An 18,087-nucleotide genomic window follows, 5' to 3' on the forward strand; every position below is an offset into this window, starting at 1 on the left:
CGCGCTGTTCAAGCGACATGCGGCCCCAGTCATGGCACAGCCGCCGCCACCGCGAGTCGCGACCAGGACATCAGCGGCTGGAGCCCGATATTGAGTGTGAACCCGACCGGCCAGCGCATCTCCATCCTGCGCTTCGTCCTGATCTTCGGCGTGGTCCTTCTGCACGTGCCTCCATATGTTCCGATCTCGGAACTGGAACCGGGTACCTTTGCCTGGGTCAAGGCCTTCTTCCAGCACGCGATGTTCCGCTGTTCCGTCCCGGTGCTGACGGTGGTGTCCGGCTACCTGCTGTTCCGGTCCGGGCTGGACCTGGATTATGGGAAGCTGGTCCAGAAGAAGGTGCGCACGCTGCTGGTGCCGTTCCTGGCCTTCAACCTGCCGCTGGTGGCGATGGTCGTGCTGCTGCAGGTCCAGTTCGATGTATCGATCTCCACCCAGCTGGTCCCGTTCGACTGGGCGACGATGCTCGATGCGACGCTTGGGCTGGCGGCGCCGCCGGTGAACTACCCCCTGAACTTCCTGCGCGACCTGTTCGTCCTGGCGCTGCTGGCGCCCCTGCTCGGCTGGCTGCTGCGTCGTGCGCCCTGGCTCGGCCTGGCGCTGGTCCTGGTCGTGGCGCTGGAGAACCTGGACAAGGAACTGGTGCTGCGGACGGAAATGCTGGTGACCTTCTACCTGGGCGGTCTTGCGGCGGTACACCGCTGGAACCTGCAGGCGTGGGACCGGTTCGCATGGCCCTGCCTGGCGCTGTTCGTCGCCGCCTGCGCCTTCGTGGTCGAGACGCGGGAGGAGAACACCGTGTGGCTGGGCATGGCCGCCCCGCTACTGGTCTGGCCCGCGGCCTCGCTGCTGGTCGGCACGCGGCTGGGTGGCTGGCTGGCGCGGCTGAGCCGGCACAGCTTCTTCCTGTTCCTGACCCACAGCGTGGTGCTGGTGGTGGCCTGGGAGGCTTTCCAGCACCTTGGCGAGCCGGTCCCCTATCCGCTGTTCTGGGTCGCCACGCCGGTCCTGGCCACCGCGCTGCTGGTCGGCGTGCACGCGCTGGGCACCCGGCACCTGACCGGCCTGTTCGACCTGCTGCTCGGCGCGCGGACCGCGCCGCGTGATGCCCTGAACCAGCGGCCGGTTGGGGCTGCCGAAAGCCGCGCCTGAAGCCGCCGGCGCACGGTCAGACCCCGACGCGCTCCGCCGCCCCGCGCAGGAAGCCGCCCAACGCCCGGTGGAACACCGGCTCGTCCAGCAGGAAGGCGTCGTGGCCCTTGTCGGTGGCGATCTCGACGAAGGAGGTGTTGGCCGCCGCGGCGTTCAGGGCGCGCACCAGGGCGCGGGATTCCTCGGTCGGGAACAGCCAGTCGCTGCTGAAGGACGCGACCAGGAAGCGCGTGGCGGTGCCGCGGAACGCGGCGGCCAGGTCGCCGCCATGTTCCGTCGCCATGTCGAAGTAGTCCATGGCGCGGGTGATGGTCAGGTAGCTGTTGGCGTCGAAGCGGGTGACGAAGGTGCTGCCCTGGTGGCGCAGGTAGCTTTCCACTTCGAACACGTCCTCGAGGAAGGTGAGCGCCGAGGCTCCGCGCAGCCGGCGGCCGAACTTCCGGCCCAGCGCGGCCTCCGACAGGTAGGTGATGTGGGCGACCATGCGGGCTACGGACAGGCCCTTGGCCGGGATGCGCCCATCCTCCCAGTAGCGGCCGCCGACCCAGTCCGGGTCGCCATGGATGGCGGCGCGGCCGACTTCGTGGAAGGCGATGTTCTGCGCCGAATGATAGGCGGCGCAGGCGATGGGCGCGGCGGCGACAACCATCTCGGGGAAGGTCGCGGCCCATTCCAGCACCTGCATGCCGCCCATCGAGCCACCGACCACCGCCAGCAGCCGCCCGATGCCGAGCCGGTCCACCAGCAGCTTCTGGGCGCGCACCATGTCGCGGATGGTGATGGAGGGGAAATCCGTGCCGTAGGGCCGCCCCGTGCCCGGCATCGGCTCGGCGGGGCCGGAGGAGCCCATGCAGCCGCCGAGGACATTGGCGCAGATCACGAAGAAACGGTCAGTGTCCACCGGCCGGCCCGGCCCGACCACCGCCTCCCACCAGCCCGGCTTGCCGGTGATGGGGTGCGGTTCCGCCACATACTGGTCGCCGGTCAGGGCATGGCAGACCAGCACGGCGTTGCTGCGCTGGGGGTTCAGCTTGCCATAGGTGCGGTAGGCCACCGCCAGCGGCGCCAGCACCGCACCGGAGTCGAGCGCCAGGCCCTCGGCGAAGACCGCGCGCTGGTGGTCGATCTGCGGGGCGGGGGCGACGGCCTGGGTCATGTGTCCCGGACAGGATTTCCGCGCCACGAATAGGGCCGCCGCCCCCGCGCGGCAACTGGCGCGTGTGCGGCCCGCCTTGGCGGCGCCCGTCCTGCCTTGGCGGCGCCTTCCGCCGCGTCTATGCAACAGGCTTAACCTTCGCTTCCGGACACGCCCCGATGACCGTCATGCCGCGCCCGTCCATCCTCTCGGTGGAGCCCTATGTCGGCGGCGAATCGAAGGTGCCGGGGGTGAACCGCATCATCAAGCTGTCCTCCAACGAGGGCGCCTTCGGCCCGCCCCCCGCCGCCATCGCCGCCATCGCCGGCGCGGCGAAGGACGCGCACCGCTACCCCGATGGCGGCGCGACCGCGCTGCGGGAGGCAATCGGCGCACGCTTCGGCCTGGAGCCCTCTCGCATCGTCTGCGGCAACGGCTCCGACGAGATCCTGACCCTGCTCATCCTGGCCTATGGCGGGGAGGGGACGGAGATCGTCATGTCCGCGCATGGCTTCCTGATGTACGACCTGGCCGGGCGCTGGGCCGGCTGCCGCGTCATCAAGGTGCCGGAGCGCGACCTGGTGGCGGATGTGGACGGCCTGCTGGCCGCCGTCGGGCCGCGCACCAAGCTGCTGTTCCTGGCCAACCCGAACAACCCGACCGGCAGCATCCTGCCGCAATCCGAGCTGGTGCGGCTGCGGCGCGGCCTGCCGGGCGACGTGCTGCTGGTGCTTGATGCCGCCTATGCCGAGTACGTGACGCGGCCGGACTACGACCCGGGCCAGGCGCTGGTCGATGCCGGCGACAACACGGTGATGACGCGCACCTTCTCCAAGATCTTCGGCCTCGGCGGGATGCGGCTCGGCTGGTGCTACGCGCCTGCGGCGGTGGTGGACGTGCTGGGGCGCGTGCGCGGGCCGTTCAACGTCAGCGGCGCCGCCATGCAGGCTGGCATCGCGGCGCTGGCGGAGCCGGGCTGGGTCGAGACGTCCGTCGCGCACAACACCGAATGGCGCGGCAAGGTGGCCGCGGCGTTGCAGGCGGCGGGCCTCAAGGTCTGGCCGAGCGAGGGCAATTTTCTCCTCGTCGATTTCGGGGATGCCGCGCGCGCCGGGGCGGCCGATGCGCATCTGCGGTCTCGCGGGCTGATCGTGCGGGCGATGGGCTCCTACGGGCTCGCCCCATGTCTTCGCATCACCATCGGCACCGCCGAGGAATGCCAGGCCGTCACCGAGGCGCTGACCGAATTCACCCGGCATGGCTGAGCCTCTTTTCGAGCGGCTCTGCCTGCTCGGCGTCGGGCTGATCGGCTCCTCCCTGGCGCGGGTGGCGCGCGAACGCGGCGACATCGCGCGCACGGTGGTGGCGCATGCCAAGACACCGGCGACGCTGGACCGCGTCCGCGAACTCGGCATCGCCGATGTGGTGGAGGCGGACCCTGCGAAGGCCGTCGAGGGCGCCGACTGCGTGGTGTTCTGCGTGCCGGTCGGCGCCAATGCGGAGGTGATGGCGCAGGTCGCGCCGCATCTGAAGCCGGGCGCCATCCTCACCGATGTCGGCTCCACCAAGATGAGCGTGCTGCGGGATCTCGGCCCGCTGTTGCCGCGCGGCGTGCACCTGGTGCCGGGGCATCCGATGGCCGGCACGGAACACTCCGGCCCGGATGCCGGCTTCCCGGAGCTGTTCCAGGGCCGCTACGTCATCCTGACGCCCCGCCCCGGCACCGACCCGGAGGCGGTCGAGAAGGTGCGGGAGATGTGGCGCCGCGCCGGCAGCATGATCGAAACCATGGATGCGGCGACGCATGACAAGGTCGTCGCCATCGTCAGCCACCTGCCGCACCTGCTGGCCTTCACCATCTGCTCCACCGCCGACGACCTGGCGGAGGAGACGAAGGAGCAGGTGCTGAAATTCGCCGCCTCCGGCTTCCGCGACTTCACCCGCATCGCATCGAGCGACCCGACGATGTGGCGCGACGTCTTCCTGAACAACCGGGAGGCGCTGCTGGAGATGCTGGCGCGGTTCACGGAGGACGCGCATGCGCTGGGCCGCGCCGTGCGCTGGGGCGAGGCGGGCTTCATCGAGGACCGCATCCAGCGCGGGCGGAAGATCCGGCGCGGGCTGATCGAGCGCAAGCAGGCCTAGCGCCGCGAGGCGCGGGAGGCGGTAGCTTTCCCACTCGGTCTGCCCATATCTTCGCCTATGTCCTGCGACGGCGACATCCTGCTCTGGTCCGAGCAACAAGCCGACCTGCTGCGCCGCATGGCGCGCGGGGAACGGGTGAACGGGCTGGACTGGGCGAACGTGGCCGAGGAGATCGAGAGCGTGAGGCGCATCGAACTCCACGCCGTCGAGAGCCAGCTTCGGGTGGCGCTGACGCATCTCATCCTCGCCGCCTTTTCGGCGGATCGGGACCCGGTGGCGCAGTGGTGCGTCGAGGCGCGGGCCGCGCTGACGACGGCCGGCCGCATCTACGCGCCCAGCATGGCGCAACGGCCGCGGCTTGATCAGGTCTGGGAGGATTCCTGGGATTTCGCAGCCGGCAAGTTGGCGATCGGCGGGGTCCACCTGCCCGACATGCCGCCACTGCCCTTCGTGCTGGAGGAACTGCTGGGACGGAACCGCGACATCGCCCGCCTGCTGGCCCGCCTCACCGCCTGAGCACCAGCACCGCCGCCAGCCCCTGCAGCGCCACCGTAACCCACAGCGCCGCCTCCGCGGAGGCCACCTCCCGCAGCAGCCCGAAGCCGGCCGGGGCGAAGGCGTAGAAGGCCTGGTTGATCGCCTGCATCAGCGCCACTACCCGCCCGACATCGGCGGCCGGAAACTCCGCCTGGGCGATCAGCGGCGGCAGCGACAGCAAATTGCCGACGCCGAGGCCGAACAGCGCGCAGCCCAGCAGCAGCATCGGCACGGAATCTCCCGCCACCAGCAGCGCCAGGCTGCCCGCCATCTGCACCGCGAAGGTGGCGGCCGCCGCCCAGCGCCGGCGAGGACCGCCGGGCAGCACCCAGCCTGTCACGGTGCGGCCGAGGACGGCGAAGACCGTGACCACCGCCATCGCCAGCCCTGCCCCGCGCACGCCGAGGGCCGGGACCAGCAGGGACACCAGGTGCGTCACCAGCCCCATCTGCGCGAACAGCCCGATGGCGAAGGCCAGCGACAGGCCGCGGAACACCCGGTCCCGCACCAGCGTGCCGCGGCTGCGCGCCGGCGGGGCAGGCCGGACAGGCGGCGGCGCGGCATCGCCATCCGCGTATTGCCCGGACTCCGCCGGCCCGCGCCCCAGCACCCGCGCCGCCAGCGGCCAGGCCACGCCCAGCAGCGCGGCTGCAATGACGGCGGTGGCGACACCGAACCCCCAGCCCGCGATCAGCCAGGCCCAAAGCGGCGTCATCAGGATGCCGCCGACGCTGGCGCCGTTATAGGCCATGGCCAGCGCCGCCGGCCGGCGCCGCTCGAACCAGGGGGAGATCATGGCGTTGATCGCCGCCCCGCTGGTCAGCGCCCAGCCCATGCCGGTCAGCGTCGCCGCGCCGAAGATCAGCCAGGGCAGGTGACCGAATCCCCATCCCAGCAGCCCGGCCGCCGAGGCCACCGCCCCAGCCCGGGTCACCGCCGCCACGCCCCAGCGCCGGTGCAACTCCGGCAGTTGCGCCACCAGCGCGGCCGCGACGAGAAAATGCCAGGTCACCGCCGCCGACAGCAGCCCGATCGACCAGCCGCGGCCCTGCGCCAGTGTCGCGATGTAGATCCCCGGGCCGTAGAAGCCGATTCCCCAGGCGAAGACGGCCAGCACGAAGGCCCCCGCCACCACCCGCCACCCGTCGAAACGCTGCGCCATCGGCCGATCCTGGCGCGTCGGACGCGGCCTGGGAACGACCCGGACGGCGCGAGATGAGTTGCCGCACCGCAATGCGCATGCTAAGGCGCCGCCGCCGCACAAAGGGGACTGTCACACCTGTCCCCCGGACCCGCGCGCCGTAGGTTTACGCTCCGACCAGAGACAGGACCGGGATCCCCTTGGCCTCCGCAACGACAGACGTCGCATCTGGCACTGCCAGGACCCCGAACCCCACCGGGTTGTCGGAGCGCTATGCGCTCGCGCTGCTCGGCATCGTCGACGATCTGCGCGCGAAGGAACCCGGCGCCGCGGACCGCATCGCGACGGACCTCGACAATTTGTTCCAGCTCTGGGAGGGCGATGCCGGCTTCCGGTCCTTCGTGGCCGACCCGCGGCTCGACAGCGCGGAACAGAAGCGCGCCATCTTCGCGGTGCTCGACCGGGCCGGCATCGGCACGGAAGTGCGCAACCTGCTCGGCGTGATGATCGTCAATCGCCGCCTGGCGCAGTTGCCGGAAGTCGCCGCCAGCTTCGGCGCGCTGCTCGCGACCCGTCGCGGCCAGCAGATCGCCACCGTCTCCACCGCCCATGGCCTCACCGACACGCAGCGCTCGCAGATCGTCGCGCGGCTGACGGAGGCCGGGTATTCCGGCGTGCAGTTGAAGGAACTCGTGGACCCGACCCTGCTGGGTGGTCTCGTGGTCCGGATCGGCTCGCGCCTGTACGACAATTCTCTCAAGTCCAAGCTGCAGCGCCTGCAGTACGCCATGAAGGGGGCCGCCTGATGGATATCCGTCCTGCCGAAATCTCGGAGATCCTGAAGGCTCAGATCTCCGGCTTCGACGCCGAAGCCAATGTCGCCGAAGTCGGCACCGTGCTGACCGTGGGCGACGGCATCGCCCGCGTCTTCGGCCTGCAGAACGTCATGGCCGGTGAGCTGGTGGAATTCCCCGGCGCCGGCATCAAGGGCATGGCGCTGAACCTCGAGACCGACAATGTCGGCGTCGTCATTTTCGGCGACGACAAGGGCGTGAAGGAAGGCGACACCGTCTCCCGCACCGGCGAGATCGTGGACGTCGGCGTCGGCAAGGGTTTCCTCGGCCGCGTCGTCGACGCGCTGGGCAACCCGATCGACGGCAAGGGCCCGATCGCCATCGAGAAGCGCATGCGCGTCGAGGTGAAGGCGCCCGGCATCATTCCGCGGAAGTCGGTGCATGAGCCGATGCAGACCGGCATCAAGGCGATCGACGCCCTGATCCCGATCGGCCGAGGCCAGCGCGAGCTGATCATCGGTGACCGCCAGACCGGCAAGACCGCCGTCATCCTGGACACCATCATCAACCAGAAGGTGGCCAACGAGGCCGCGGGCGATGATGACAGCAAGAAGCTGTTCTGCATCTACGTCGCGGTCGGCCAGAAGCGCTCCACTGTCGCCCAGCTGGTGAAGACGCTGGAAGAGAACGGCGCGATGGAATACTCCATCATCGTCGCCGCGACGGCCTCCGATCCGGCGCCGATGCAGTTCCTGGCGCCCTACACCGGCTGCACGTTGGGCGAATATTTCCGCGACAACGCGATGCACGCGGTCATTTTCTACGACGATCTGTCGAAGCAGGCCGTCGCCTACCGCCAGATGTCGCTGCTGCTGCGCCGCCCGCCGGGCCGCGAGGCCTATCCGGGCGACGTGTTCTACCTGCACAGCCGCCTGCTGGAGCGGGCCGCGAAGATGAACGACGATTTCGGCGCCGGGTCGCTGACCGCGCTGCCGGTCATCGAGACGCAGGCCGGCGACGTCTCCGCCTACATCCCGACCAACGTGATCTCGATCACGGACGGGCAGATCTTCCTGGAGACGGAACTGTTCTTCAAGGGCATCCGCCCCGCCGTGAACGTCGGCCTCAGCGTCTCCCGCGTCGGCTCCTCGGCGCAGATCAAGGCGATGAAGCAGGTGGCCGGCAAGATTAAGCTGGACCTGGCGCAGTACCGCGAGATGGCGGCCTTCGCCCAGTTCGCCTCCGACCTGGACGCGACGACGCAGGCCCTGTTGGCCCGTGGTGCCCGCCTGACCGAATTGCTGAAGCAGCCGCAGTACAAGCCGGTTCCGGTCGAGGAGCAGGTGGCCGCGATCTTCGCCGGCACGCGTGGCTACCTGGACAAGGTCCCGGTGAACAAGGTGGGCGAGTTCGAGCGGCAGATGCTGTCCGGCCTCAAGTCGCAGTCGCCGGAAATCCTGCCCTCGATCCGCACCGAGCGCGAGATCAAGAAGGAGACCGAGGCCAAGCTGGTCGCCTTCCTCGACAGCTTCGCCAAGTCCTTCGGCTGAGATAGCGCGACATGGCGAGCCTCAAGGCCCTTCGCGCGCGCATCACCTCGGTGAAGAGCACGCGCAAGATTACGCAGGCGATGAAGATGGTCGCGGCGGCGAAGCTGCGCCGTGCGCAGTCGCAGGCCGAGGCGGCGCGCCCCTATGCGGAACGCATGGAGCGCATGCTGGCCTCGCTCGGCGCCTCCGTCGCAGGCAGCCCGGATGCGCCGAAGATGCTGGTGGGCAGCGGGTCCGACCAGGTGCATCTGCTGGTGGTGGTGACGGGCGATCGCGGCCTCGCGGGCGCCTTCAACACCAATGTCGGGCGCTTCGCCCGCACCCGCATCCGCGAACTGGAAGCGGCCGGCAAGACGGTCAAGGTGCTGGCGGTGGGGCGCAAGGGCGCGGCCTACCTGAAGCGGGAATACGCCAGCCGCATCACCGGCGAGATCTCCATGGCCGGCAAGAAGCGCGTCGACTTCGCCGATGCGCAGGAGATCGCGCTGCGCATTACCGCGATGCAGGAAGCCGGCGAGTTCGATGTCTGCACGCTGGTCTACAACCGCTTCCGCAGCGTCATCAGCCAGGTGCCGACCGGCCAGCAGCTGATCCCGGCCTTGCTGCCGGCGGTCGAGTCCGATGCGGCGCCTTCCGGCGCGCAGCCGTTGTATGAGTACGAGCCGAACGAGGAGGAAATCCTCGCGACGCTGTTGCCGCAGAACCTCGCCATCCAGATCTACCGCGCGATGCTGGAGAATTCGGCCGGCTTCTTCGGCAGCCAGATGACGGCGATGGACAATGCCACCCGCAATGCGGGCGAGATGATCAACAAGCTGACGCTGAACTACAACCGCACGCGACAGGCCAACATCACCCGGGAGCTGATCGAGATCATCTCCGGTGCTGAAGCTGTTTGAGCAGGGAATCGCACAGATGAAGAACAATGTCGGCAAGGTGACCCAGGTTCTGGGCGCCGTCGTGGACGTGCAGTTCCCGGCCGAACTGCCCGCCATTTTGAACGCCCTGACGCTGAAGATCGAGGATCGCACCCTGGTCCTCGAAGTCGCGCAGCACCTGGGCGAGCGCACCGTGCGCACCATCGCCATGGACACCACGGACGGCCTGGTGCGCGGCACCGAAGTGGTCGACACGGGCGCCGGCATCTCCGTGCCCGTGGGCAACGAGACGCTGGGCCGCATCCTGAACGTCATCGGCGAGCCGATCGACGAGCGCGGCCCGGTCGGCCACACCAAGTCCTACACCATCCACCGCGCGGCGCCGTCCTTCGAGGACCAGGCGACCTCGGCGGAAATCCTGGTGACGGGCATCAAGGTGATCGACCTGCTGGCGCCCTACATCAAGGGCGGCAAGATCGGCCTGTTCGGCGGCGCCGGCGTCGGTAAGACCGTCACCATCCAGGAACTGATCAACAACATCGCCAAGGGCCATGGCGGCGTGTCCGTCTTCGCCGGCGTCGGCGAGCGCACCCGCGAGGGCAACGACCTGTACCACGAGATGGTGGATGCGGGCGTCATCAAGCTCGGCGAGAACGGCTCCACCGAAGGCTCCAAGGTGGCGCTGGTCTATGGCCAGATGAACGAGCCGCCGGGTGCACGTGCGCGCGTGGCGCTGTCCGGCCTGTCCATGGCGGAGTATTTCCGCGACGAGCAGGGCCAGGACGTGTTGTTCTTCATCGACAACATCTTCCGCTTCACCCAGGCCGGCGCCGAAGTCTCCGCGCTGCTGGGCCGCATTCCCTCCGCGGTGGGCTACCAGCCGACGCTGGCCACCGACATGGGCGCGCTGCAGGAACGCATCACCAGCACCAAGAAGGGCTCCATCACCTCGGTGCAGGCCATCTACGTTCCCGCGGACGACCTGACCGACCCGGCGCCGGCGACCTCCTTCGCCCACCTGGACGCGACCACGACGCTGAACCGTTCCATCGCCGAGCTCGGCATCTTCCCGGCGGTCGACCCGCTGGACAGCACCAGCCGCGCGCTCGACCCCCGCGTGGTGGGCGAGGAGCATTACCGGACGGCGCGCGAGGTGCAGCGCATCCTGCAGACCTACAAGTCGCTGCAGGACATCATCGCCATCCTGGGCATGGATGAGCTGTCCGAGGAGGACAAGCTCGTCGTCGCCCGCGCCCGCAAGCTGCAGCGCTTCCTCAGCCAGCCCTTCCACGTCGCGGAAGTCTTCACCGGCTCGCCGGGCGTCTTCGTGAAGCTCGAGGACACGGTGCGCTCCTTCGCCGCGATCTGCGCCGGCGAGTACGACCACCTGCCGGAAGCCGCCTTCTACATGGTCGGCACGATCGAAGACGCTGTCAAAAAGGGTGAGACGTTGAAGGCTGCTGCGTAGCAGCGTCTTCGATCGTCTGGTTTTCAGCCCTCAGGCGCCGGGCGGCCGCATCCGCGGCCTTGGCTCGCCGCATTGGCGGCGGGCCGCATTCGCGGCCTCGGCCCGCGTATCGCGGGCCGCCTTTGTTGGATTTGATGGGGTAGCGCCATGGCCACCTTCCAGTTCGAACTCGTCTCCCCCGAGAAGCTGCTGCTGAGCCGCGCCGTGGAGATGGCGGTGCTGCCGGCGGCGGAAGGCGAGATGGGCGTGCTGCCCGGCCATGCGCCGATGATCGTCACCCTCCGCGGCGGCATCATCGCCGTGACCGAAGGCGGACAGATCACCGAGCGGCTGTTCGTCGGCGGTGGCTTCGCCGAAGTGACGCCGGAGCGCTGCACCGTGCTGGCGGACGACGCCGTGCCGGTCGCGCAGCTTTCCAAGGCCGCGGCCGAGACCAAGCTGCGGGAGGCCGAGGCGGCCTACACCGCCGCCGCCATGGACACGCCGGAAAAGCGCGACGCCACCATGGCGCGCCTGCTTTCGGCGCGCGCCATGGCCCAGGCAGCCGAAGCGGCGTAAGCCAGGCGGGGCGCTTGAAACTGCCTCCCCGCCGCAAGACATTAAGCGGCGGACTGAACCGGGGGCGATTGGCGGCATGAAGCACTGGCGTATCGAGCAGATCGGCTGGGACCAGTTCGACCCCGCCCGGCTCGATCCAGAGATCGTGCCGCTGGTGAAGGCCGCCGCGATGGTCGAGCGCAATGGCGACGACTACGCGCTGTACCTGCAATCCGTCTTCCACGACGACCCGGACTTCCACCAGGCCGCCGCCCATTGGGCGGAGGAGGAGGTCCAGCATGGCGATGCGCTCGGCAAATGGGCGATGCTGGCCGATCCTAGCTGGGATTTCGAACAGGCCTTTGCCCGATATCGCGCCGGCTACAAGATCGACATCAAGGCCGATGCCTCCATTCGCGGCTCCCGCACCGGTGAGCTGATTGCCCGCTGCATGGTCGAGACCGGCACCAGCAGCTACTACACCGCGCTTGGCGAGGCGACGGATGAGCCGGTGCTCAAGGAAGTCTGCAAGCTGATCGCGGCGGATGAATACCGCCACTTCAAGCTGTTCTACGACCATATGAAGCGCTACCTGGGCCGGGAGAAGCTGTCCTTCCTGCAACGGCTGCGGGTCGCCGCCGGCCGGATCGGCGAATCGGAGGACGATGAACTCGCCTTCGCCTTCCACTGCGGCAACGAGGCGATCGACACCCCCTACAGCCATGATCGTTGCATTGCGGGATACATGGGCCGCGCCATGGCCTATTACCGCTTCCGGCACATCGAGCGGGGCATGGGCATGGTGTTCAAGTCGGTCGGACTGCAACCGCGCGGGCGGATGTCGCTGCTCGCGGCGAAGGGCGCCTGGCGGCTGATGGCCTGGCGCTGCGGCCGCTACCAGGCGCTGCTGGCCAGGCCGGCGCCGACCACGGGTGCCACCACCCCGGCGATGGCCGCCTGACCTTGCCGCTGTCCCGCCGGGCGCTCGCCCCCCTGCTCGTGGCGCCCCTCGTGGCTTCCCGGGCCGCACAGGCGCAATCCTTCACGCCCGCCAGCGCGCCGGATCGGCCGCTGGCCGAGATCGCGCAGTCGCGCGGCTTCACCTATGGCTGCGCCGTCACCGCGCAGCTGATCGCGGAGGAGCCGCAATTCGCAGCCCTGGTGGCGCAGGAGGCCGGCATCCTGGTGCCGGAATACGAGGCCAAGTTCGAGAGCCTGCAACCGGAGGCCGGCCGCTTCGACTTCGCCAAGCTCGATGCGCTGCTGAGCTGGGCGGAACACTTCCGCAAGCCGCTGCGCGGCCATGCGCTGGTCTGGCACAATTCGCTGCCGGCCTGGGTGCCGCCGGTCCTGGCCGAGAGCCGCGCCCGCGCCCAGGGGGTGATGGAGGCGCATTTCGACCGTGTGCTGACGCACACCCGCGCCCGAATCCGCGACTGGGACGTGGTGAACGAGCCCGTCGCCAACCCGCCGGGTTCCGACGTGCCGGAACCGGCCGGCAACAGCGGCGACCTGCGCAGCACGCCCTGGCTGCGGGCGCTCGGCCCCGACTACATCCCGATGGCGCTGCGCGCCGCAAGGCAGCGCGATGCCACGCTGCGCCTGACCCTGAACGACTATGGCGTGGAGGCGGACAGCCCCTCGGCCGAGGAAAAGCGGCGCCGGCTGCTGCGCCTGCTGCGCAGCCTGCGTGACCGCAACGTGCCGCTCGACGCCGTCGGCATCCAGGCCCATCTGCAGATGCGGGAGGCGTTCAACCCCGCCATCTTCGCGCGCTTCGTCCGCGACATCCGCGCGCTGGACCTGCAGGTGCTGATCACGGAGATGGACGTGCGGGAGGTGCGGCCGCCGGTCGGCGATTTCGTCGCCCGCGATGCCTCGGTCGCGCTGCGCAGCCACGCCTTCGCCTCCGCCGCCTTCGAGGGCGGGGCGCGCACCCTGCTGACCTGGGGCATCAGCGACCGCTGGTCCTGGCTGCACCGGGAACAGGCGGTGGCGCTGGACCCCGGCGACGTGCATCGCGGCCTGCCCTATGACTGGGAGCTGAACCGCAAGCAGATGTGGCGCGCCCTGGCCCGCGCGTTTCTGGGCCAGGGCGTCGGCTGACGCCGAGGGGACAATGCGTCGGCTGACGCCTCAGCCGGCGAATCGGGAAAATTCGCGCACCAGTTCGAGGTAGATGTCGCGCTTGAAGGACACGGCGAGGTCCGGCAGTTCGGCAAGCCCGGCCCAGCGCCAGGCGTCGAATTCCGGATGCGGGTCGGCGTCGAGCCGGATATCGGCATCCTCGCCGAGGAACCGCAGCGCGAACCAGCGCTGCCGCTGGCCGCGGTATTTCTGCGCCATCCGCATGGATCGCAGCTCCGGCGGGAAGTCGTAGCTCAGCCACTCCGGGTGCTCGGCGATGATCTCGGCGCGGTCGGTGCCGATTTCCTCGGCCAGCTCGCGCAGCACGGCGAGGCGCAGATCCTCCCCCGCATCGACGCCACCCTGCGGCAATTGCCACCCGCCGGCGCGGCCTTCGGCGTTGGGCATGTCGGCACGGCGGGCCACCAGCACGCGGCCGTCGCGGTTGAACAGGACGGCGCCGACATTGGTGCGGTAGGGGAGGCTCATGCCGGGCTTGTAGCTGGTGGCGCCGCGTCCCTCAACGCGCCGCCTGCGTGCCGGGTCGCCGCAGCAGCACGGTGACCGGCGCCAGCACCGCGCCGCGATCCTCGAGCCCCGCGGACCAGGCCAGGATGGCGGCGGTGAAGAAGGGCGTCGGGTTGCCGAGCAGGCCGAGGGCGGAGCCGTTGCGCAACGCCAGTGCTTCCAGCTCCGTCAGGCGGCGTTCGACCTCGCTGCGGGTCTCGGAGGGTTCGTCGAGGATCAGGTCCACCGTGCGGCCGAAGGCACGCGCCGGGGTGGGGGCGCCTGGGCGCGGGTCGATATAGAGAAGCCCGCGGGTGGTCAGCGCCGCCTGGATAATGCCGAGCAATTCGGCATTGGCGGCGAAACGCTCGCCGCGCAGCCGGCCGAGCGCGCCGATGGCGCCGACCTGGCCCTGCATGCGGGACAGCGCCCAGTCCAGCCGTTCCAGATTTTCCTCCACCGGCCGGCCGGTCAGCAGGGCGCGGTCGCCGGGGTCGGCGAACTGGCCGTAGCCGGCCGGCTCCAGCGGCAGCGCCGTCAGCACCTCCATCCCGCGCGCCCGGGCGCGTTCCAGCAGCGGCTCGGGGCGCTGGGCGTAGGGGCTGAAGGCGAGGGTGACGGCGCCGGGCAGCCGGCGGATGGCTTCCTCCGAATGCTGGGCGAACAGGCCCATATTGCCGATGATCAGGCCGATGCGCGGGCGGCGTTCCGCGTCCCGGTCGAAGGGGCGGGCATAGTGGCGGATGGAGGTGCGGCCATCCGGCCCCAGCTTCGGCACCAGCCCGGCGCGGGTCCGCTCCAGCATTTCGGGCTCGGGCTCCGCGATCCGGGGCTCGGCGGCGCCCTGTTGCGGCATGGCGACCGGCGTGACCAGCGGCGGTGGGGCCGGGGCGGCTGGCGGTTCGGTCCGCACCGGGGCTCCGGTTGCGGCGATGGGCTCGGCGGCGGCTGGCACCGGGGCTTCGATGAACGGTTCGGCAACCACGGTCGCGGCGGGTGCCGGCGGCGCCGGGTCGGCGGCCGCCGGGGTCGCTGGCGCCGCGACGCTGGCTGCATCAGGCGGCCCCAGCCATTGCAGCGTGCCGGTCCCCGCAACGAGGGCCAGCACAACGACCGCCCAGAACGCCCCCAGGGCCCGGCGGCCGCGAGTCACGGCCGGCGCAGCGCGGCCCGACGCGGTGTCTCCCTCAGCGATGCGCCAGGGTCAGCGTTGCGCACGGCGCTGCGGGGTGCCGGGGGCGGCGGCGATGTTGCGCAGCAACTGGACCGCCTGCTGCAACTGGTGGTCGGTTTCCGGCTTGGTCGGATCGAAGGCCGCGGCGCCCTCGGCGGGCTGGCGCACCACGCGGTCCACCACGCCGGCCGGCAGGTTCAGCGCCGGCAGGGGCGGCGGCGGGGTCGGGTCCACGCTGCTGTCATTGTCGTTGCGCAGCGACCGCCGCAGGTCGGATTCGCGGTCACGCTCCCGCGCCGTGATGTTCGGGTCCGGACGGCTGGCCAGCACCTCGATATCCGGCTCGATCCCGGTCGCCTGGATCGAGCGGCCGGAGGGCGTGTAGTAGCGCGCGGTGGTCAGGCGGATGGCGCCGTTGCCGGGGATCGGCATGACGGTCTGCACGCTGCCCTTGCCGAACGACTTCACGCCCATGACGACGGCGCGGCGATGGTCCTGCAGGGCGCCGGCGACGATTTCCGACGCGCTGGCGGAGCCGGAATTGACCAGCACCACGATGGGCAGACCCTGGGCGATGTCGCCCGGACGGGCATTCCAGCGCTGCGCATCCTCCGGCCGGCGGGCACGGGTGGAGACGATCTCCCCCTGGTCGAGGAAATCATCCGTCACCTGCACCGCCTGGTCGAGCAGGCCGCCCGGGTTGTTGCGCAGGTCCAGCACCAGGCCGCGCAGGTTGTTGCCGGCCTGGTTGCGCATGGTGGTCATGGCATTGCGCAGCGCCGATTCGGTGCGCTCGTTGAAGGAGGACAGCCGGATATAGGCGATGTCGTTGCCTTCCAGCCGGAAGCGCGCCACCTGCGGGCGGATCACGTCGCGGGTCAGGGAGATTTCCACCGGCCGGGCCTCGCCCTCGCGCCGGATGGTCAGGCGGATGGAACTGCCGCGCTCGCCGCGCATCTGTTCCACCGCGTCCTGCAGCGACAGGCCCTGGGTGGACTGGCCGTTCAGATGGGTGATGAGGTCGCCCGGCTTGACCCCGGCGCGGGAGGCCGGCGTGTCGTCGATCGGGCTGATCACCTTCACGTAGCCGCCTTCCTGCGTCACCTCGATGCCGAGGCCGCCGAATTCGCCGCGCGTCTGCACCTGCATGTCCCGGAAGGACCGCGGGTTCATGTAGGAGGAATGCGGGTCGAGTCCCTGGAGCATGCCGTTGATGGCGCTCTCGATCACGTCGCGATCCGTCACCGGCACCACGTATTCGGCGCGGATGCGCTCGAACACGTCGCCGAACAGGTTCAGCAGCCGGTAGGTCTCGGCGCGGCCGCCTTCCTGCGCCCAGGCCTGCATGCCGGGCACCGCGACCATGGGGCCGACCACCGCACCGGCCAGGAAGGCCGCCGTGACCGCACCCGCGACGCCGAGCCGGCGCCTGCGGGAGGGCTTCGCCGGTTGCATCAGCACAGCCTGGCCCGCATTCGGCATCCTGCCGTTGTTGCCCCGGTCCCCGTTGTTTCCAGAGACATCCTTGTTTCCAGACACGTCGCTCATGCGACCACCCGATCCTTGGGTCGCGGCCCCGGGGCCGCCGACCTGACCAACATGCCCCCGGGAGATGACCCGAAGGTTAACCCCGCGCCGCAAACCACGGCCGCGGATCCACCGGCTGCCCGTTTCGCCGCAACTCCACATAGAGGGAACCGCCCGAACCGCCAGCGCCGCCCAGCACGCCGATCGGCTCTCCCGCCAGTAGCCGCTGCCCGGCCGCCGCGTCGAGCCGATCCATGCCGGCCAGCACGAAATGGTAGCCCCCTCCGCAATCCACAATCAACAGAAGGCCGAAGGATCGAAAAGGCGCGGCATAGACCGCGCGCCCGTTGCAGGGGGACACCACGCGGGCGCCACCGGCCGCCGCATAGGTGAGCCCGCGATGCGGCCCGCCCGGCGCCGCCTGCCCCCAACTGGTCACGATGCGGCCCCTGACGGGCAGTGCCCGGCCGCCGGACGGCACGGGAACCGCCGCCTGCCGGCCCGCGGCCGGGCGCTCCGGTGCGTCCGGTGCCGACGGGCGCGGGGCCGGGCGGGCCGCGGCCAGGCGCTGTTCCCGCTCCGCCTCCGCTGCCTGGCGCGCCTGTTCGGCGGCGCGCGCGGCGGCGTTGGCGCGGGCCCGGGCCTCCCGCCGCTCCCGGTCCCGCTCCAGGCGGGCCAGCACATCGGCCAGGTCGCCGGCCCGTGCCGCGGCGGCGGCGGCCTGGGTGGCGGCGCGTTCCTCCGCCGCCTCGGCCTCGCCGCGGCGGGTGCGAGCCACGGCCAGTTCCGCCTCGAGTCCCGCCACGGCCTCCCGCGCCGCGGCCTCGGCCTCGGCCAGCGCCATGGCTTCGCGCGCCGCCAGCCATTCGGCCTGCTGCGCTTCCGTCTGCGCCTGGCGCAGCGCGGCGGCTTCCTCCTCCATGCGGCGGATCAGGCCGCGCAGCACCAGGGCACCGCGCAGCGCATCTTCCGGCTCGCCGGGAATCGCCAGCACCGTCTCCGCCGGATACAGCGACAGCCGCAGCATCACCGGCAGCAGGGGCCGCAATGCCGCGGCACGGTCCGCGATCTGCCGCGCCGCCCGTGCGCCATCTTCCTGCGCCGCTTCCAGGCGCGCCGATACCTCCGCCACCTCGGCCTCCGCCGCCTGCGCCAGGGCGGCGAGTTCGACGCGCCGGGCCGCCAGCGCCACCTCCTCCTCCGCCAGGTTGCGGGCGCGGGTGGCGGCGGCCTCGGCCTCGGCGCGGCGTTCCTCCGCCGCCTGTTCGGCGGCGCGCAGGTCGCGCGCGGTGGGCTGGGCGGAGGCGGGCGCGGACAACGCCAGCACGGACAGCAGCGCAAGCGCCGTGGCCAGCGGACGAAGCGCCCGGCCGTGACCCCGGCCGGCCCCCTGATCCCTCGAACCCCTCAAATGC

At 70.5% G+C, this 18,087-nt stretch carries 17 protein-coding genes; 11 read left to right on the plus strand and 6 right to left on the minus strand.

Annotation, left to right across the window (positions count from 1 at the left end):
• The first annotated feature begins 96 nt into the window (after positions 1 to 96).
• The gene (locus ACFHPP_RS22360) at positions 97 to 1,152 is read left to right on the plus strand and encodes an acyltransferase family protein (protein ID WP_437165510.1); all 1,056 of its coding nucleotides are present in this window, start codon (positions 97 to 99) and stop codon (positions 1,150 to 1,152) included.
• Positions 1,153 to 1,168: 16 nt separating this feature from the next.
• On the opposite strand, the gene metX is transcribed toward ACFHPP_RS22360, so the two are convergent.
• On the minus strand, positions 1,169 to 2,308 hold the full coding sequence (gene metX, locus ACFHPP_RS22365; RefSeq protein ID WP_437165449.1) for a homoserine O-acetyltransferase MetX: 1,140 nt from the start codon (positions 2,306 to 2,308) through the stop codon (positions 1,169 to 1,171).
• Between the two features lie 158 nt (positions 2,309 to 2,466).
• Here metX and hisC point away from each other — a divergent pair, with 158 nt between their 5' ends.
• The 3 genes from hisC to ACFHPP_RS22380 are packed head-to-tail and all read left to right on the plus strand — an operon-like array spanning position 2,467 to position 4,948.
• The gene (hisC, locus tag ACFHPP_RS22370; RefSeq protein ID WP_437165450.1) at positions 2,467 to 3,552 is read left to right on the plus strand and encodes a histidinol-phosphate transaminase; all 1,086 of its coding nucleotides are present in this window, start codon (positions 2,467 to 2,469) and stop codon (positions 3,550 to 3,552) included.
• Positions 3,545 to 4,432: a prephenate/arogenate dehydrogenase family protein gene (locus tag ACFHPP_RS22375; protein WP_437165451.1), complete on the plus strand. Its 888-nt coding sequence runs from the start codon at positions 3,545 to 3,547 to the stop codon at positions 4,430 to 4,432. The genes hisC and ACFHPP_RS22375 overlap by 8 nt, the downstream gene beginning before the upstream one ends.
• 57 nt (positions 4,433 to 4,489) lie before the next feature.
• Positions 4,490 to 4,948 carry a DUF29 family protein gene (locus ACFHPP_RS22380; protein ID WP_437165452.1) on the plus strand — a complete coding sequence of 153 codons (459 nt, stop codon included), beginning with the start codon at positions 4,490 to 4,492 and terminating at the stop codon, positions 4,946 to 4,948.
• Here ACFHPP_RS22380 and ACFHPP_RS22385 read toward each other — a convergent pair.
• Positions 4,938 to 6,131 (minus strand): MFS transporter, encoded by a 1,194-nt coding sequence (locus ACFHPP_RS22385; RefSeq protein WP_437165453.1) that lies wholly within the window; start codon positions 6,129 to 6,131, stop codon positions 4,938 to 4,940. The genes ACFHPP_RS22380 and ACFHPP_RS22385 overlap by 11 nt on opposite strands.
• Positions 6,132 to 6,370: 239 nt before the next feature.
• Between ACFHPP_RS22385 and atpH the strand changes: the two genes are divergently transcribed.
• The 7 genes from atpH to ACFHPP_RS22420 all read left to right on the plus strand — a co-directional run bounded on the left by atpH (position 6,371) and on the right by ACFHPP_RS22420 (position 13,443).
• Positions 6,371 to 6,916 (plus strand): ATP synthase F1 subunit delta, encoded by a 546-nt coding sequence (gene atpH / locus ACFHPP_RS22390; RefSeq protein ID WP_437165454.1) that lies wholly within the window; start codon positions 6,371 to 6,373, stop codon positions 6,914 to 6,916.
• The gene (atpA, locus tag ACFHPP_RS22395) at positions 6,916 to 8,454 is read left to right on the plus strand and encodes a F0F1 ATP synthase subunit alpha (RefSeq protein WP_437165455.1); all 1,539 of its coding nucleotides are present in this window, start codon (positions 6,916 to 6,918) and stop codon (positions 8,452 to 8,454) included. Before atpH ends, atpA begins: the two co-directional genes overlap by 1 nt.
• Positions 8,455 to 8,465: 11 nt before the next feature.
• Entirely contained in the window at positions 8,466 to 9,353 is an 888-nt protein-coding gene (locus ACFHPP_RS22400) for a F0F1 ATP synthase subunit gamma (protein WP_437165456.1), read from the plus strand.
• A 16-nt stretch (positions 9,354 to 9,369) separates the two neighbouring features.
• A complete protein-coding gene (atpD, locus tag ACFHPP_RS22405; RefSeq protein ID WP_437165457.1) occupies positions 9,370 to 10,800 on the plus strand; it encodes a F0F1 ATP synthase subunit beta in 1,431 nt (476 codons plus the stop codon).
• Between the two features lie 147 nt (positions 10,801 to 10,947).
• Positions 10,948 to 11,358 (plus strand): ATP synthase F1 subunit epsilon, encoded by a 411-nt coding sequence (gene atpC / locus ACFHPP_RS22410; protein WP_437165458.1) that lies wholly within the window; start codon positions 10,948 to 10,950, stop codon positions 11,356 to 11,358.
• Between the two features lie 76 nt (positions 11,359 to 11,434).
• Positions 11,435 to 12,298, plus strand: coding sequence for a ferritin-like domain-containing protein (locus tag ACFHPP_RS22415; protein ID WP_437165459.1), 864 nt, complete (start codon positions 11,435 to 11,437; stop codon positions 12,296 to 12,298).
• Positions 12,299 to 12,348: 50 nt separating this feature from the next.
• Complete coding sequence (locus tag ACFHPP_RS22420; protein ID WP_437165460.1) at positions 12,349 to 13,443, plus strand: endo-1,4-beta-xylanase; 1,095 nt, start codon at positions 12,349 to 12,351, stop codon at positions 13,441 to 13,443.
• Between the two features lie 30 nt (positions 13,444 to 13,473).
• Here the strand turns inward: ACFHPP_RS22420 and ACFHPP_RS22425 are convergent, their stop codons facing one another.
• From ACFHPP_RS22425 to ACFHPP_RS22440, 4 genes are all read right to left on the minus strand, one after another.
• The gene (locus tag ACFHPP_RS22425; RefSeq protein WP_437165461.1) at positions 13,474 to 13,953 is read right to left on the minus strand and encodes an RNA pyrophosphohydrolase; all 480 of its coding nucleotides are present in this window, start codon (positions 13,951 to 13,953) and stop codon (positions 13,474 to 13,476) included.
• A 31-nt stretch (positions 13,954 to 13,984) separates the two neighbouring features.
• Positions 13,985 to 15,124 carry a divergent polysaccharide deacetylase family protein gene (locus ACFHPP_RS22430; protein WP_437165462.1) on the minus strand — a complete coding sequence of 380 codons (1,140 nt, stop codon included), beginning with the start codon at positions 15,122 to 15,124 and terminating at the stop codon, positions 13,985 to 13,987.
• 51 nt (positions 15,125 to 15,175) lie between these two features.
• Positions 15,176 to 16,693 (minus strand): S41 family peptidase, encoded by a 1,518-nt coding sequence (locus tag ACFHPP_RS22435; RefSeq protein ID WP_437165463.1) that lies wholly within the window; start codon positions 16,691 to 16,693, stop codon positions 15,176 to 15,178.
• A 76-nt stretch (positions 16,694 to 16,769) separates the two neighbouring features.
• The gene (locus tag ACFHPP_RS22440; RefSeq protein WP_437165464.1) at positions 16,770 to 18,083 is read right to left on the minus strand and encodes a murein hydrolase activator EnvC family protein; all 1,314 of its coding nucleotides are present in this window, start codon (positions 18,081 to 18,083) and stop codon (positions 16,770 to 16,772) included.
• Positions 18,084 to 18,087 lie beyond the last annotated feature (4 nt).

The sequence above is a fragment of the Falsiroseomonas sp. E2-1-a20 genome, from assembly GCF_051433195.1.
Lineage (GTDB): Bacteria > Pseudomonadota > Alphaproteobacteria > Acetobacterales > Acetobacteraceae > Falsiroseomonas.